The 14,713-nt window shown below is 69.7% G+C and carries 16 protein-coding genes; 4 read left to right on the top strand and 12 right to left on the bottom strand.

What is annotated here, in order from left to right; translation table 11 throughout:
* The first annotated feature begins 6 nt into the window (after positions 1-6).
* The gene (locus JOD27_RS29505; RefSeq protein ID WP_204765544.1) at positions 7-939 is read left to right on the top strand and encodes an LLM class F420-dependent oxidoreductase; all 933 of its coding nucleotides are present in this window, start codon (positions 7-9) and stop codon (positions 937-939) included.
* Here the strand turns inward: JOD27_RS29505 and JOD27_RS29500 are convergent.
* The 6 genes from JOD27_RS29500 to lpdA form a co-directional block, all read right to left on the bottom strand.
* A complete protein-coding gene (locus tag JOD27_RS29500) occupies positions 923-1,399 on the bottom strand; it encodes a hypothetical protein (RefSeq protein WP_204765543.1) in 477 nt (158 codons plus the stop codon). The two genes, JOD27_RS29505 and JOD27_RS29500, sit on opposite strands and share 17 nt — an antisense overlap.
* Complete coding sequence (lipB, locus tag JOD27_RS29495; protein ID WP_204765542.1) at positions 1,399-2,127, bottom strand: lipoyl(octanoyl) transferase LipB; 729 nt, start codon at positions 2,125-2,127, stop codon at positions 1,399-1,401. The genes JOD27_RS29500 and lipB overlap by 1 nt, the downstream gene beginning before the upstream one ends.
* Positions 2,084-2,662 (bottom strand): phosphatase PAP2 family protein, encoded by a 579-nt coding sequence (locus tag JOD27_RS29490; protein ID WP_204765541.1) that lies wholly within the window; start codon positions 2,660-2,662, stop codon positions 2,084-2,086. Before JOD27_RS29490 ends, lipB begins: the two co-directional genes overlap by 44 nt.
* Positions 2,659-3,549: a TIGR01777 family oxidoreductase gene (locus JOD27_RS29485; protein WP_204765540.1), complete on the bottom strand. Its 891-nt coding sequence runs from the start codon at positions 3,547-3,549 to the stop codon at positions 2,659-2,661. Before JOD27_RS29485 ends, JOD27_RS29490 begins: the two co-directional genes overlap by 4 nt.
* Before the next feature lie 126 nt (positions 3,550-3,675).
* Positions 3,676-5,364, bottom strand: a complete 1,689-nt coding sequence (gene sucB / locus JOD27_RS29480) for a 2-oxoglutarate dehydrogenase, E2 component, dihydrolipoamide succinyltransferase (protein ID WP_204765539.1) — start codon at positions 5,362-5,364, stop codon at positions 3,676-3,678.
* Between the two features lie 50 nt (positions 5,365-5,414).
* On the bottom strand, positions 5,415-6,803 hold the full coding sequence (lpdA, locus tag JOD27_RS29475; RefSeq protein WP_307830398.1) for a dihydrolipoyl dehydrogenase: 1,389 nt from the start codon (positions 6,801-6,803) through the stop codon (positions 5,415-5,417).
* Between the two features lie 179 nt (positions 6,804-6,982).
* On the opposite strand from lpdA, the gene JOD27_RS29470 reads away from it, so the two are divergent.
* The gene (locus tag JOD27_RS29470; protein WP_204765538.1) at positions 6,983-7,309 is read left to right on the top strand and encodes an oxidoreductase; all 327 of its coding nucleotides are present in this window, start codon (positions 6,983-6,985) and stop codon (positions 7,307-7,309) included.
* Here the strand turns inward: JOD27_RS29470 and JOD27_RS29465 are convergent.
* On the bottom strand, positions 7,306-7,770 hold the full coding sequence (locus JOD27_RS29465) for an OsmC family protein (protein ID WP_204765537.1): 465 nt from the start codon (positions 7,768-7,770) through the stop codon (positions 7,306-7,308). The genes JOD27_RS29470 and JOD27_RS29465 overlap by 4 nt on opposite strands.
* Before the next feature lie 333 nt (positions 7,771-8,103).
* Complete coding sequence (locus JOD27_RS29460; protein WP_204765536.1) at positions 8,104-9,576, bottom strand: leucyl aminopeptidase; 1,473 nt, start codon at positions 9,574-9,576, stop codon at positions 8,104-8,106.
* Between the two features lie 202 nt (positions 9,577-9,778).
* Between JOD27_RS29460 and JOD27_RS29455 the strand changes: the two genes are divergently transcribed.
* Complete coding sequence (locus tag JOD27_RS29455; protein WP_204765535.1) at positions 9,779-11,011, top strand: APC family permease; 1,233 nt, start codon at positions 9,779-9,781, stop codon at positions 11,009-11,011.
* Here the strand turns inward: JOD27_RS29455 and JOD27_RS29450 are convergent.
* Entirely contained in the window at positions 10,941-11,219 is a 279-nt protein-coding gene (locus JOD27_RS29450; protein WP_204765534.1) for a hypothetical protein, read from the bottom strand. The genes JOD27_RS29455 and JOD27_RS29450 overlap by 71 nt on opposite strands.
* A 92-nt stretch (positions 11,220-11,311) precedes the next feature.
* Between JOD27_RS29450 and JOD27_RS29445 the strand changes: the two genes are divergently transcribed.
* On the top strand, positions 11,312-12,403 hold the full coding sequence (locus JOD27_RS29445; RefSeq protein ID WP_204765533.1) for a branched-chain amino acid aminotransferase: 1,092 nt from the start codon (positions 11,312-11,314) through the stop codon (positions 12,401-12,403).
* A 10-nt stretch (positions 12,404-12,413) separates the two neighbouring features.
* Here JOD27_RS29445 and cobS read toward each other — a convergent pair whose 3' ends face one another.
* The 3 genes from cobS to cobU are packed head-to-tail and all read right to left on the bottom strand — an operon-like array spanning position 12,414 to position 14,706.
* On the bottom strand, positions 12,414-13,115 hold the full coding sequence (cobS, locus tag JOD27_RS29440) for an adenosylcobinamide-GDP ribazoletransferase (protein ID WP_204765532.1): 702 nt from the start codon (positions 13,113-13,115) through the stop codon (positions 12,414-12,416).
* The gene (gene cobT / locus JOD27_RS29435) at positions 13,112-14,155 is read right to left on the bottom strand and encodes a nicotinate-nucleotide--dimethylbenzimidazole phosphoribosyltransferase (RefSeq protein WP_204765531.1); all 1,044 of its coding nucleotides are present in this window, start codon (positions 14,153-14,155) and stop codon (positions 13,112-13,114) included. The genes cobS and cobT overlap by 4 nt, the downstream gene beginning before the upstream one ends.
* Before the next feature lie 11 nt (positions 14,156-14,166).
* A complete protein-coding gene (cobU, locus tag JOD27_RS29430) occupies positions 14,167-14,706 on the bottom strand; it encodes a bifunctional adenosylcobinamide kinase/adenosylcobinamide-phosphate guanylyltransferase (RefSeq protein ID WP_204765530.1) in 540 nt (179 codons plus the stop codon).
* Positions 14,707-14,713: the final 7 nt, after the last annotated feature.

Genomic DNA, 14,713 nt, shown 5'->3' with positions numbered 1-14,713 from the left:
GGATTCGTGGAACTACGAATCTTCACCGAGCCCCAGCAGGGTGCCGGCTACGACGACCTGCTGCGCGTCGCGCGGACCGCGGAGGACGCGGGCTACGGCGCGTTCTTCCGTTCCGACCACTACCTCAAGATGGGATCGGTGTCGGGCCTGCCGGGCCCCACCGACCCGTGGATCACCTTCGCGGGCCTCGCCCGTGACACGTCCACGATCCGCCTCGGCACCCTGATGACCGCGGCGACCTTCCGCTACCCCGGTCCGCTCGCGATCAGCGTGGCACAGGTCGACCAGATGTCGGACGGCCGCGTGGAGTTCGGCATCGGCGCGGGCTGGTACGCCGAGGAGCACACCGCGTACGGCATCCCGTTCCCGACGCTCGCGGAGCGGTTCGAGCGGTACGAGGAGCAGCTCGCGATCATCACCGGCCTGTGGGAGACCCCGGTCGGTGAGACGTTCTCCTTCGGCGGCAAGCACTACACGCTCACCGGCTCGCCCGCGCTGCCGAAGCCGAAGCAGTCACCGCGTCCGCCGGTGCTGATCGGCGGCATGGGAGCGAAGCGCACGCCCGCGCTGGCCGCGAGGTACGCCAACGAGTTCAACCTGCCGTTCGCGAGCATCGCCGACGCGGAGACGCAGTTCGCCCGTGTCGACGCCGCCTGCGAGGAGATCGGCCGCGACCCGAAGGAGATCATCCGGTCGGCCGCGCTCGTCGCGTGCGTCGGCAGGACGGACGCCGACGTCGCCAGGCGGGCCGAGACGATCGGCCGCGAGGTGGCGGAGCTGAAGCAGAACGGTCTCGCGGGCACGCCCGGCGAGGTCGTGGAGCGGATCGCGCAGTGGCGGGAGCGCACCGGAGTCCAGCGCGTCTACCTGCAGATCCTCGACCTGGCCGACCTCGACCACATCACCGAGATCGCCGAAGAGGTCATGCCGCGGCTCTGATGGCCTTCCGCACGGACTCGGGGAGCGCGAACGACCTGCTCCGGTGCCGCGGCAGGTGTCCGATCACCCGCAGCTGCAGCGCCGGATCGTCCAGGTAGCGCTCCTCGAGCCCGTCCTGCCCGAACATCAGCTTCAGACCACGCCCCAGCATGGACGGCGTGTCCAGCGACAGCCGCTCGCGCAGCAGATCTGCCGCCGCGTGGTCGCCGTGATCCACGGCCGCATGCACGACATCCTGCAGCGACACGAGGCGGCAGGGCTCGTCGGCGCGGACGCCGTCACGGTGCTCGATGCCGAGCGCGCCCAACGCGCGCTGGTGAGCGCCTCCGTCGAGGCCGAGGTAGTAGCGCTCCCAGTCCCCGATCTGCACCTCGCCCTGTACAGCGGCGTGCGCGACCGAGCGAGGGACTACGAGCGTGATGCCGATGGCGGCGAGCAGGGTACGCCGGGTGAGAAGCACTACGGAATGCTAGCGAAGGTGATACCCGGTGCGACGGGGCCAGAGCGGGCCAAAGTGCGGTCCGTCAGGGGGAGTGTGCCCTCCAACGCCGCGAGCACAGCGTCACGGGCCAACGGCAGCACCTCGGCCACGGTGACGTCCCGGCCCAGCTCGTGCGAGAGCGAAGCGACACCCGCGTCCTTGATGCCGCACGGGATGATGTCGCCGAACGCGTCGAGGCTCGCGTTGCAGTTGATCTCGAAGCCGTGCATCGTGACGCCACGCTGCACGCGGATGCCGATCGCGGCGACCTTGCGCTCGGGCCCCCGGTCGTCGGCGGGGAGCCAGACGCCGCTGCGGCCCTCGACCCGGCCGGTGTGCACGCCGAGCTGGTCGCACACGTCGATCAGGCCCTGTTCGATGCGTCGCACGTACTCCACGACGTCGATCGGGTCGGTCAGCTTGACGATCGGGTAGCCGACCAGCTGGCCGGGGCCGTGCCAGGTGATCTTGCCGCCGCGGTCGACGTCGATGACCGGGGTGTCGCCTCCGCGCGGGCGTTCCTCGTCCAGGGTGCGCCGGCCGCACGTGTAGACGGGCGGGTGCTCGAGCAGCAGCATGGTGTCCGGGCCGGTGCCACCCGCTCGCTGCTCCGCGATCTCCTTCTGGAGGTCCCACGCCGCCATGTAGTCGATGAGGCCCAGCTCACGGACGACGACGGGGTCTGACGAGGTGCGGCACGAGTTCACGACCCGACGTTACCAACCCCAGAGCCAGCGCTGCCATGAGTCCCACACCCGTCACACCCAGCACCGCGCCGATGACGTCGGTGGCCCAGTGCATCTCCAGGACGACCCTCGCGAACCCGGTCACGAGCACCGCCAGAACGGCCCACAGGACGCCTCGTTTCAGCAGGACGACCATCGTGAACGCCACCGAGGCGACCGCCACCGTGTGCCCGCTCGGATAGCTCGGCAGGTGGTACTCGACGGGCCGTACCCGGTCGAACAGCCAGCGCACCAGCAACGTCGCGCAGCACAGCCCGTGCAACGCCAACGCCTTCCACAGCCGCGGCTCACGCCTGCGCCAGGCCAGCACGAACAGCACCGCCGCGAACGCCCACCCGAGCGTCGGCCCGAGCACCAGGCTCACCACGTACGCCGTCGTCCGCAGCCATTCCGGGCGTGGCAGCGCGTCGTGCACCCATACGTCGAGCCACGTGACCTCGGGCAGTCCCAGCAGAGTCCACGAGATCACCAGCAAGGCTGCGACGACACGGGTCATGCGACCGCCGCGTTCAAAGCGGACGGCAACGCCGGATGCATGAAGTGGAACCCGTGGCTCTCCAGCGCCTTCGGCGTGAGCCCCGGTCCGGTCAGCAGCAGCTCCTCCGCCATCTCGGCGCCGAGCAACGTCTTCAACGCGAACGCCGGCACCACCCACGGCGTCGGCCGGTGCAGCGCCGTCCCGACCGCCTTGGTGAACTCGGCGTTCGTCACCGGCGTCGGCCCGGCGACGTTGACCGGCCCGCGGATGTCCTCGTGTTCGACGACGAACCGGTAGGCGGACACGACGTCGTCCAGCGACACCCACGGGAAGTACTGCTCCCCGGTCCCGAGCTTGCCGCCGAGGAACAACTGGAACACCGGCTTCAACCGGCCGAACACACCACCGGACGGCGAGATGACGACAGCGGTGCGCATCAGCACGACGCGCACGCCGCCTTCCTGCGCCACCGAGGTCGCGGCCTCCCAGTCCTGGGTCAGCCGCGACATGAACGTGTGCCCGCCCGGCGTGTCCTCGTCCGCGAGCGTTGAGCCCGTGTCGCCGTAGAAGTGGGCGCCCGACGAGTTCACCAGCGCCGGCACCCCGTGCTCGACGACCGCCGCCGACAACACCTCGGCCGGCACGATCCGGCTGTCGTGCAGGACCTGCTTGCGCGCGTCGTCCCACCGCTTGTCGCCGATGCCCGCGCCGCACAGGTTGACGACGGCGTCGACGCCGTCGAACGTGCCGGAGTCGATGCGCCCGGCGTACGGGTCCCAGCCGCGTTCGTCGGGGGCGGCGGTCTTGCGGCGCACCAGCCGCAGCACCTCGTGACCGGCGGCGCGCATCGACGCCACCAGGCTCGTCCCGATCAGGCCCGACGATCCCGCGATGACAACTCGCATGAGTAGATCGTTCCGCACGCAACCATCTTGTGCACAGTTCGCATTGAGGACAGGGGACGTGAATGTGCTGAAGGCCACCCCGGCGAACCGGGGTGGCCTTCAGCCAGTATCCGATATATCAGTCGCTCAGAGACCCAGGTCGGCCTCGAACGCGCCCTCCTCGAGACGGTTCTTGACCGTCGTGAGGAAGCGGCCCGCGTCGGCACCGTCGACCAGGCGGTGGTCGTAGGTGAGCGCGAGGTACATCATCGAGCGGATCGCGATGGTGTCGTCGCCGTTCTCGTCGGTGATGACGACCGGGCGCTTCTTGACGACGCCGACGCCCAGGATGCCGACCTGCGGCTGCTGGATGATCGGGGTGTCGAAGAGCGCGCCGTTGCTGCCCAGGTTGGTCAGCGAGAACGTGCCACCGGTGAGCTCGTCCGGCGTGAGCTTGTTCGAACGGGCGCGCGCGGCCAGGTCGCCGATCTTGTGGGCGATGCCCGACAGGTTCAGGTCACCGGCGTTGTGGATCACGGCGTTGAGCAGGCCGCGCTCCGTGTCGATCGCCAGACCGAGGTGCTCGGCACCGTGGTAGGTGACCTCCTTGCGCTCCTCGTCGATCGACGCGTTGAGCACCGGGTGGGCCTTGAGAGCCTCGATGGCGGCCTTCGCGAAGAACGGCAGGAACGTGAGCTTCGCGCCCTCACGCGCCTCGAACGCCTTCTTCGCCTGGTTGCGCAGCCGGGCGATCTTGGTGACGTCCACCTCGAACACCTGGGTGAGCTGGGCCGACATCTGCAGCGACTCACGCGTGCGCTGCGCGACGATCTGCCGCAGGCGCGGGAGCTTCTGTACGGTGCCGCGCTTGCCGGAGTTGTCGACCGCGACCGGGGCGGCGGTGCGGGCAGCCGGGGCAGCGGCGGCAGGAGCGGCGGCGGGGGCCGGAGCCGGGGCCTTCTTGGCCTCGACGGCGGCGAGCACATCCTGCTTGCGGATGCGGCCACCGACGCCGGTGCCCTTGAGCGTGCTCAGGTCGATGCCGTTCTCCGACGCGAGCTTGCGCACCAGCGGCGTGACGTACGGCGTGCCGTTCGCGTCGTCGCTCGAAGCTGCGGCGGGAGCGGCCTGCGGGGCCGGAGCGGCCGGGGCCGGGGCGGCGGGAGCAGGAGCCGGAGCAGCCGGGGCGGGAGCCGGGGCGGGCGCGGGCGCCGCGGCGGGAGCCGGGCTGCCCGAACCGATGACGGCGAGCTTGCCGCCGACCTCGACGGTCTCGTCCTCACCGGCGGTGATCTCGAGCAGCGTGCCCGCGACCGGCGACGGGATCTCGGTGTCGACCTTGTCGGTCGAGACCTCGAGCAGCGGCTCGTCGACCTCGACGCTGTCGCCGACCTGCTTCAGCCAGCGGGTGACGGTGCCCTCGGTGACGGACTCGCCGAGCGCGGGCATCGTGACGTCGGTGCCCTGGGCCGGACCAGAGGACTGGGCAGGAGCCGGGGCGGCCTCCTGAACGGCCTCGGCGGGCGGCGCGGAAGGCTGGGTCTGCTGCGGCGCGGACTCCTGGGCCGGAGCCGGTGCCGGGGCAGCGGAACCGCCGTCGCCGTCACCGATGACGGCGAGCTCGCCGCCGACCTCGACGGTGTCGTCCTCCTGCGCGACGATCTTCTGCAGGATGCCCGCCGCGGGGGACGGGATCTCGGTGTCGACCTTGTCGGTGGACACCTCGAGCAACGGCTCGTCCACCTCCACCCGGTCGCCTTCCTGCTTCAACCACCGGGTGACCGTGCCCTCGGTGACGCTCTCACCGAGTGCGGGCATCTGGACGGAGAAGGCCATTGTTCGCTGACTCCTCGTGCTCTCGTGTGGCTGACTTGGATGGGGAACGGTCAGCCGTGCACGTGCAGCGGCTTGCCGGCCAGGGCGAGGAAGGCCTCGCCGAGGGCTTCAGTCTGGGTCGGGTGGGCGTGGATCAGCGGAGCCACGTCCTCCGGGTAAGCCTCCCAGCTGTAGATCAGCTGGGCCTCACCGATGAGCTCGCCGACGCGTTCGCCGACCATGGTGACGCCGACAACGGGACCGTCCGGAGCCTTGATCAGCTTCACGCCACCGGCGGTCTTGAGGATCTGGCTCTTGCCGTTGCCCGCGAGGTCGTAGATGAACACCTCGGCGGAGCCGTACTTCTCCTTCGCGGCGGCCTCGGAGAGACCGACGGAGGCGACCTCGGGCTTGCAGTACGTGACGCGCGGGATGCCCGCCTCGTCGATCACCTTCGGGTTCTGGCCGGCGATCTCCTCGGCCACGAAGATGCCCTGCTGGAAACCGCGGTGCGCGAGCTGCAGGCCCGGCACGATGTCGCCGACCGCGTAGACGTTCGGCAGGTTCGTGCGCAGCCGCTCGTCGGTGATGACGAACCCGCGGTCGATCTTGATGCCGGCTTCCTCGTAGCCGTGGCCCGCGCTGTTCGGGCCGCGGCCGACCGCGACGAGCAGCAGGTCGGCGTCGAGGACGTCGCCGTTCTCCAGCGTGATCGACACACCGGAGTCGGACTGCGTGGCACCGGTGAACTTCACGCCGGTCTTGAACTTGATCCCGCGCTTGCGGAAGGCCCGCTCGAGCTGCTTGGACGCGTACTCGTCCTCGGCGGGCACGAGGCGGGGCAGGGCCTCGACGATCGTCACGTCCGAGCCGAACGACCGCCACACGCTCGCGAACTCCACACCGATGACGCCGCCGCCGAGGACGACGACCTTCTCCGGGATGAAGTCCAGGTTGAGCGCCTGGTCGCTGGTGATGACGCGGCCGCCGATCTCCAGGCCGGGCAGGCTGCGCGCGTACGAACCGGTCGCCAGCACCACGTTCTTGCCGACGTAGCGCTGGCCGTTCACGACGACGGTGTTCGGGCCGACGAACGTGCCCGCGCCCTCGACCAGGGTGACCTTGTTGGCCTTCGCGAGACCCTGCAGACCCTTGTAGAGCCGCGAGATCACGCCGTCCTTGTACGAGTTGACGCCGGCGATGTCGATGCCCTCGAGCGAGCTCTTCACGCCGAACTGGTCGCCTTCACGCGCGTTGTCCGCGACCTCGGCCGCGTGCAGCAGCGCCTTGGTCGGGATGCAGCCGCGGTGCAGGCACGTGCCACCGAGCTTGTCCTTCTCGACCAGGACGACGGACAGGCCGAGCTCGGCCGCGCGGAACGCGCAGGCATAGCCGCCCGAACCACCGCCGAGGATCACGAGATCGGCGTTGGTGGCCGAATCCAGTTCCGGCGAAGTCACTTCGGATCTCCTCGGGATTACTTACTACGCGCGGGTGCGCGCGAGGTACGCGGCCATCTTGTCACTAGTTGCCGGAGCACGGTGATCCGGCATGGGGCACGACGCCCAGTTCCGATCATTCACCTACTCATCACACCCCCACCTGGCACCATGGTCGAGGGAATCGCAGGAGGTGCTCGATGGGGCTGTTCGATCGTTTTCGCAGGAAGTCACGCCCAGGTGTGCTGCGGACCGCCTCCAACCAGGACACGAGCCACCTCGAACAGTGGGCAGCGAGCCGCCACGGCGTCGAGGCCTATGTGGAGCCCAGGACCACGGTGACCGAAACCACTGTGGTTCTCGTCGCCCACGACGGCGAGTGGACCCGGCGCCGGGTCTCCTCTCCGGACGCCGCCCGCACCTTCGCCCGCAAACTCGGCATGCCGATCTACGACGCGGGCATCGTCGGCTACCCGAAGCGCATGCGCGACTACACCGCGCGCAAAAGGGCCGCCGGCGAGCTTTAGACCTTCACCGTCGGCTCGTGCCGCACGGGAAAATTCACGCTCGCCGCGATGAAGCACAACGAGTGCGCCTTCTCGTGCAACGCCTGCGCGGTCTCCCGCTTCTCCCGATCCGCGATCGTCACCACGGGGTTCAGCGTCACCTCGGTGAACCTCCCGGACCCGTCCGGGTGCTCCGCCATCGTGCCGGTCGCGTGATCGCGGTAGTCGGTGACGACCACGCCGTTGGTCGACGCCAGGTGCAGGTACCAGAGCATGTGGCACTGCGACAGCGACGCGACGAGCAGCTCCTCGGGGTTGTACCGGCCGCGGTCACCGCGAAACGACGGATCCGACGACCCGAGAATCGTCTCTTTCCCTTCGACGCGAACCTCGTGCGCCCGCTCGTAAGCCTTGTACCCGGAAGTCCCACTCCCGGTGTTTCCCGTCCAAACAACATCGACCTCGTACTGATGCGTCCCCATGTGGAAATCCTCCTCGCACCGGCTCCCGCGACCTAGCCCGTTGAGACGCGCGTCTCCGTTCAGCCGCCCGCCGTTCGCGGCCCCACACCCCCGCCAACCGATATATCAGTCCCGCCACCGCCCGCCCACCTGCTGCTTAGCAATGACTAGTTGGACGTCGATCGCAAACGAGCCATTGCAAAGGCGGTCACTGGCGGCGTCAGCCCATCGGCCGCGCGCGGCGGCGAGTCCAACGTGGACGCGGTGCTGATTTCACTTGAACAAATGCGTACGCCGTGCAAAACAAAACGGGCGGAGTCCCGTGAGGAACTCCGCCCGTCCGGAAGAGCGAACTCAGCCGTTGGCGGCGATGTCCGCGAGCACGGCCGCGATGGTCCGCACCGGAACACCGGTGCCGCCCTTCGAGGTGTATCCGTACGCGCCACCCGTGTGGTACGCCGGGCCGGCGATGTCGATGTGCGCCCACTGCACGCCCTCGGCCACGAACTCCCGCAGGAACAGGCCGGCCGCGAGCATGCCGCCCCACCGGTGCCCGGTGACGTTCGCGAGGTCCGCCAGCCGCGAGTCGAGGTCGGCGCGCAGCTCCTCGGGCAGCGGCATCGGCCACGCCGACTCGCCGACCGCGGTGCCGATGGCCGCCACGCGGTCGCGGAACTCGTCGGAGCCCATGACACCCGCGGTGCGCTTGCCCAGCGCCACGACCTGCGCGCCGGTCAGCGTCGCGGTCTCGATCAGGTAGTCCGGGCCGTCCTCGCACGCGCGCACGATGGCGTCGGACAGGATCAGGCGGCCCTCGGCGTCGGTGTTGAGCACCTCGACGGTCTTGCCGCCGTACATGGTCAGCACGTCGCCGGGGCGGTACGCGTCGCCGGACGGCATGTTCTCCGCCATCGGGATCGACGCGATGATCTCCAGCGGGTACTTGAGCTTCGCGGCGAGCACCATCGTGGCGACGATCGCGGCGGCGCCGGACATGTCCGAGGTCATCTCGTCCATGTTCGCGGCCGGCTTGATCGAGATGCCGCCGGTGTCGAACGTGATGCCCTTGCCGACCAGCGCGACCTTCTTGGTGGCCTTCGCGCCCTTGTAGGAGATGCGCACGAGCCGCGGCTGGCGCGACGAACCGCCGCCGACGCCCAGGATGCCGCCGAAGCCCTGCTTCTTCAGCGCCTTCTCGTCGAGCACCTCGACGTCGAGACCGGCGGCGGTGGCCAGCTTGGCGGCGCGGTCGGCGAACGACGCGGGGTAGAGGTCGTTCGGCGGCGTGTTCACGAAGTCGCGCGCGATGGCGACGGCCTCGGCGATCGCGACGGCGGCCTTGAGCGCGGCCTTGTTCTCCTTGGAGCCCGCGGCGACCAGGTCGACCTTCGCGACCGGGGCCTCGCCCTTCTCCGACTTGTACTCGGTGAACGAGTAGGCGCCGAGCAGCGTGCCCTCGGCGGCCGCGGCGACGTGCAGCGAAGCCAGCGTGTTGACCGCGCGCTTCTTGCCGGCCAGCGCGCGGGCGGCGACACCGGACGCGCGGCGCACCTGCTCCTCACCCGCCGTCTTGCCGAGGCCGACGGCCAGCACGAGCGGGGCGGCGAGCCTGCCGAACGTCGGCACCTTCACGAGCTCGTCGGCCTTGCCGGAGGCGCGCAGGGTGCCCAGCACGTCGAGCAGCGCGCCGTCGAACGCGGCGCTGACAGCTTCGGCACCGGGGGCGAGCTCCAGACCGTCCGCACCCTGCAGGGTGCCCACGACGACTGCGTCCGCGGCGGTGGTGCTCAGGTCACCTTCGGTGAGGGCCAGCTTCGGGGCTGTCACGTGCTGCTCCAGGGTTGTGCGTGGTAGGGGTGCTCGGAATCGTGACCAATGCTAAAGGTCCATTGGTCCACCAACGTCGTACCCCGCCCCGTTCGGCGGCAATCAGTGACGTTGACAGTTGCTCTGGGTGGCGATTCGCCCATTTCGCTCATCAGTCGACCGGGTGGTTACGACCGGATGCCGCATCTGCGAATGTGTACCGGTGACCCACACGCCTCGCGAGATCGTTGTCACGGTCGCGCTCGGTCTTCCCGCGGTGCTCGGAGCGGGGGTCTTCGCCGGATTCGCCCCAGCCGCAGGCCTTGCGGGCTGGTGGACGCTCCCTGCGCTGGCCATCTCCGCGTTCGCCGCCCTGTGCTCGGCCTTCTCGACCGCTGACCAGTCACGGGCCTACCCGGACGTCGGCGGCGGTTACGGATATGTGCGCGCGCAGCTCGGTGTGTGGCCCGCACGGATGACAGCGAGCGCCCACCTGCTCGGCCGGTGCGCGATGGCGGCGGTGGTGGCGCTGATGTTCGGCGCGTACGTGGTGCCGGGCCAGCCGGTGATCGGCGCGTTCGCCCTCCTCGTCGGAACGGCGCTGCTCGGCGCAGTCGGGTTCCGCTTCACCGCCGGTGTCAGTGCGCTGGTGTCGCTCGTGGTCCTCGGTGTGCTCGCGCTGGTCATCGCGTCGAGCTTCTCGATCCAGCCGGTGCCGTCGGCGGGGGAGACGGGCACGGCCAACGAACTCGTCGGCGTGGCGGGCTTGATGTTCATGGCGTTCGCGGGTTTCGAACGCATCACCGCGCCTCACCGCGGCGAGCGGCCGCACTCGGCGTCCGTGCTGAGGATCGCGATTCCCGTCCTCATCGGACTGTCGTTCGTGGTCTATCTGGCCGTGGGCGCCGGTGTGCTTCGCCAACTCGGCAGCGCGCGCCTCGCGTTGTCACCGGCGCCGCTGCGAGACGCGCTCGTCGCGGCGGACGCGTCCGCGTTGGTGCCGCTCGTGCAGATCGCCGCGGCGGTGGCCGGAGTGGCCGCACTGCACTTCGTTCTGCTGTCCGCACACCGCACGCTCACCGGACTCGTGGAGGAGGGCGACCTGCCTGCCCGCCTCAAGCCTGTCGTGCTCACGCTCACCGTCGTCGCCGGTTCCGCGCTCGCCACGCTTCTGCCGATGGCGATCGCACTGGGCGTGGCCGCGTGCGCGACGCTCTTCTTCTACGCTTTCACGAACGCGTCGGCGCGCGTGTTGCTACAGAACGACCGCACGTGGCCGATGCGCACGGCCTGCCTCGGCCTCGGGCTCTCGGTGCTGCTCGCGATGAGCACGCCGGTGCCCGCGCTGCTCATCTCCGTCGCGGGGCTGGGCGCGGGCACGGGACTCATCGGTTTGACAGCCACACTGAGAGGAAGACGAGCAGCGTCACGCCAACACACACCGCAAGCCCGATGATGCGGCCGTTGTTCGCCTCGCTGCCCTTCGCGATGGAGTAGTAGCAGAACAGGAAGATCACGGCGGCGATCACCGCGCCGACGACGCCCCCGACGCCACCGAGCATCCAGCCGTCCAGAACCGTCACGCCGGTGCCGAGGACGAGCAGCGCGGCCTGCGCGACAGTGCGGACGTCGGCCCCTAACGAAGATCCTTCTTCCTTGGTCATGGCGGGCCACTCTATAGAGCCTGACTTAGTAGGACGTCCGAGTTTTGAGAAGACGATTTTCTGTATCCCGACCAGCGGGTTACCGTGCTCACATGACGAGCGAGTTGCCTTTCACCCGGACTCCCCACCCGCACCCGGCGACCCCGGAGCGCGTAGCGGAGGTACTTGCCAAGCCGGGCTTCGGGCAGCACTTCACCGACCACATGGTGACGATCCGCTGGAACCGCGAGAAGGGCTGGCACGACGCTGAAGTCGGCCCCTACAGCTCCCTCTCACTCGACCCCGCGGCAATGGTGCTGCACTACGGCCAAGCGATCTTCGAAGGGCTCAAGGCCTACCGCCAGCCCGACGGTTCGATCGCGTCCTTCCGCCCCGCGGCCAACGCCGAGCGCTTCCGCGCCTCGGCCCGCCGCATGGCGATGCCCGAACTTCCCGACGAGCTCTTCCTGGAGTCCGTCCGGCAGATCCTCGCGGTCGACAGCCGCTGGGTGCCGACGGCCGAGGAGGAGTCGCTCTACCTGCGGCCGTTCATGTTCTCCACGGAAGCCGGCCTCGGCGTGCGACCCGCGTCCGAGTACATCTACGTGCTGATCGCCTCCCCCGCGGGCTCCTACTTCACGGGTGGAATCCGCCCGGTGAGCGTGTGGCTCTCGACCGAGTACGTCCGCGCCGCCCCCGGTGGCACCGGCGCCGCCAAGTTCGCCGGCAACTACGCCGCGTCCCTCGTGGCGCAGGCGCAGGCCGCAGAGAAGGGCTGCGACCAGGTCGTCTGGCTCGACGCGGTGGAACGCCGCTGGGTCGAGGAGATGGGCGGCATGAACTTGTTCTTCGTCTTCGGCGACAAGGTCGTCACCCCGGAGCTGACCGGCACGCTGCTGCCCGGCATCACCCGGAGCTCGTTGCTGCAGCTGGCTTCCGACCTCGGACTGTCCGTTGAGGAGCGTCGCATCTCGACGGACGAGTGGGAGAAGGCCAACGCTTCCGGTGAGCTCACCGAGGTGTTCGCCTGCGGCACGGCCGCGGTCATCACGCCGGTCGGCCACGTCAAGCACGCGGGCGGCGAGTTCACGATCGGCGACGGTGGCTCCGGCGCGGTGACGATGAAGCTGCGCGAGCGCTTGACCGGCATCCAGCACGGCCACGTCGCCGACACCCACGGCTGGATGACCGTCCTGCACTCGTAGGGCTCCTGGGCTAGGCGATCACCAGAACGGCCAGAAGCGCGATTTCGGCGGCAGCACCGAGCACATCACCGGTGATGCCGCCGAAACGCTTTCCGGTGTGCTTCACGAGCAACCACACCAGCGCGGCCGCCACGACGACGGCGACGACCGCCCGCCAGCCGAGCGGAACAGCCGCGGCGGCAAGAACCACCCAGGTCCCGGCGACCACCATCGGATGCTGTGTGCCCGCAACAAGCGCACCAAGCCCCTCAGGTCGTGCGGCGGGCACGCCACGCATGCAGCAGATCCCGAACGCGGCCCGGCTCGCCGCGAACGCCAGCACGACGACGCCCCACCGAGCGTGGGGGAGCGCAGCGGCCTGCGCTCCCAGCACGACGATCAGCGTGACGACACCGAACGGCCCGGCGCCGCCGTCCTTCATGACCTGGAGCGCGCGCTCCGGCGGTCCGTAGCAACCGAGCCCGTCGGCGGTGTCGGCGAGCCCGTCGAGGTGCATGCCCCGCGTTGCAAGAGCGACGACGCCGACGACCAAAAACCCGGCCACCAACGCCGATATATTGGATATCGCAAGCAGCTTGAGCACGCCGACTACGAACGCGCCGAGCGCCACGCCGACAACGGGCGTGCATGCAATGGCCCGTCCTGCCGCTTTGACGTCGACGTCGTCGACACGCAACGGCAAGACGGTCAGCCAGGAGAACGCGAGCTTCATTCCTTGTTCGTGACGCCGGCGCTCTTGAACGTCGCCATCTCCGCGAGCACCTTCACCGCCGAGATCAGCAACGGCAGCGCCGCCACGGCACCGGACCCCTCGCCGAGCCGCATCTCGAACTCGAGCAGCGGCTTCAGGTTGAGGTGCCCGAGCGCGATCGCGTGCGCGGGCTCGGCCGACTGGTGCCCGGCGACCCACCACTCACGCGCACCCGGCGCCAGCTCCTCGGCGACGACAGCCGCCGCACCGACGACGACGCCGTCGAGCACAACAGGAGTCCGTCGCACCGCGGCCTGCGCCAGGAACCCGGCCATCGCGGCGAGGTCGGCACCACCGGCCGTGGCGAGCAACGCGATCGGGTCGCTGATCACCAGGCGCGCCCGGCGCAGTGCGTCCCGGATCGCCGCCGTCTTGCGCATCCACGCCTGGTCGTCGATGCCCGTGCCGCGGCCGACGACCGCGACCGGCTCCGACCCCGTCAGCGACGCGATCAGCACGGCGGACGGCGTCGTGTTGCCGATGCCCATGTCGCCGGCGACCAGCACGTCGGCGCCCGCGTCGACCTCCTCGTCGGCGATGGCGCGCCCGGCGGCGATCGCGCGTTCACACTCCTCGCGGGTGAGCGCGTCCTCGCGGTCGATCGACCCGGACGAGCGCCGCACCTTGTGCGTGCTGACCGCGTCCGGGGTGTCGGCGTCGACGGCCATGTCGACCACGCGCACCGTGGCGCCCGCGACCTGCGCGAGCACGTTCACCGCAGCGCCGCCCGTGAGGAAGTTCGCGACCATCTGGCCGGTCACCTCGCTCGGGTACGCCGACACGCCCTGAGCCGTCACGCCGTGATCGCCGGCGAACACGACGACGCGCGGCCGCACGAACGGCTTCGGCGGCACGACGCCCTGGCACGCCGCGATCCAGTTGCCCAGCTCCTCGAGCCGGCCGAGCGAGCCGACCGGCTTGGTCAGCACCGCGTGCCGGGCCTCGGCCTCGCGCAGAACTGTCTCGTCCGGCGGTTCAACCGGCGGGAACTCGGTGCTCACCAGGTCGCTCCTTAACGCAGTCTCAACGGGATGCCCGCGACGAGCAGCATTACCTCGTCGCACACCTCGGCGATGCGCGCGTTGAGCGCACCGAGGTGATCGCGGAAGAGTCTGCCTGAGCGCGTCGACGGAACAACCCCGAGGCCGACCTCCGCGGTCACCAGCACGAGTCGCGTTCGACACATCGCTACTGAACGCACCAGCTCGTCCACGTAGCGTTCGATCAAGTCCGCACCGTGGCCTTCCCACGCGTCGGCGTCGTCGAGCACGCCGACCAGCCACGTCGACAGGTCGTCGACCAGGATCGGCGGGTCCTCGTACTGCGTCGCGGTGAGCAGCGCGGGCAGGTCGGGTGGCGCCGGTGCCTCGACCGTGTGCCAGGTGGACGGACGGCGCGCGACGTGCAGAGCGATGCGCGCGTCCCAGTCCGGGTCGCCGGGGTACCTGCGCGCGGTTGCGACGTAAGTCACGGCCGCGTCGGTGAGCAGGCCTTCCGCGTGCGCTGACTTGCCTGAACGCGCTCCGCCGAGCACGAGCGTGCGAGATGACAAGAGTTAG

Source organism: Lentzea nigeriaca, from assembly GCF_016907955.1.
GTDB lineage: Bacteria > Actinomycetota > Actinomycetes > Mycobacteriales > Pseudonocardiaceae > Lentzea > Lentzea nigeriaca.
The sequence above is the reverse complement of the archived record's forward strand: the minus strand, read 5'-3'. Positions and strand labels throughout refer to the sequence as shown.

Bases quoted from the DNA above. Each gene is read 5' to 3' on its own strand.
- JOD27_RS29490 (WP_204765541.1), bottom strand. From the start codon at position 2,662: ATGACCCGTGTCGTCGCAGCCTTGCTGGTGATCTCGTGGACTCTGCTG.
- JOD27_RS29485 (WP_204765540.1), bottom strand. From the start codon at position 3,549: ATGCGAGTTGTCATCGCGGGATCGTCGGGCCTGATCGGGACGAGCCTG.
- sucB (WP_204765539.1), bottom strand. From the start codon at position 5,364: ATGGCCTTCTCCGTCCAGATGCCCGCACTCGGTGAGAGCGTCACCGAG.
- JOD27_RS29470 (WP_204765538.1), top strand. From the start codon at position 6,983: ATGGGGCTGTTCGATCGTTTTCGCAGGAAGTCACGCCCAGGTGTGCTG.
- JOD27_RS29465 (WP_204765537.1), bottom strand. From the start codon at position 7,770: ATGGGGACGCATCAGTACGAGGTCGATGTTGTTTGGACGGGAAACACC.
- JOD27_RS29450 (WP_204765534.1), bottom strand. From the start codon at position 11,219: ATGACCAAGGAAGAAGGATCTTCGTTAGGGGCCGACGTCCGCACTGTC.
- JOD27_RS29445 (WP_204765533.1), top strand. From the start codon at position 11,312: ATGACGAGCGAGTTGCCTTTCACCCGGACTCCCCACCCGCACCCGGCG.
- cobS (WP_204765532.1), bottom strand. From the start codon at position 13,115: ATGAAGCTCGCGTTCTCCTGGCTGACCGTCTTGCCGTTGCGTGTCGAC.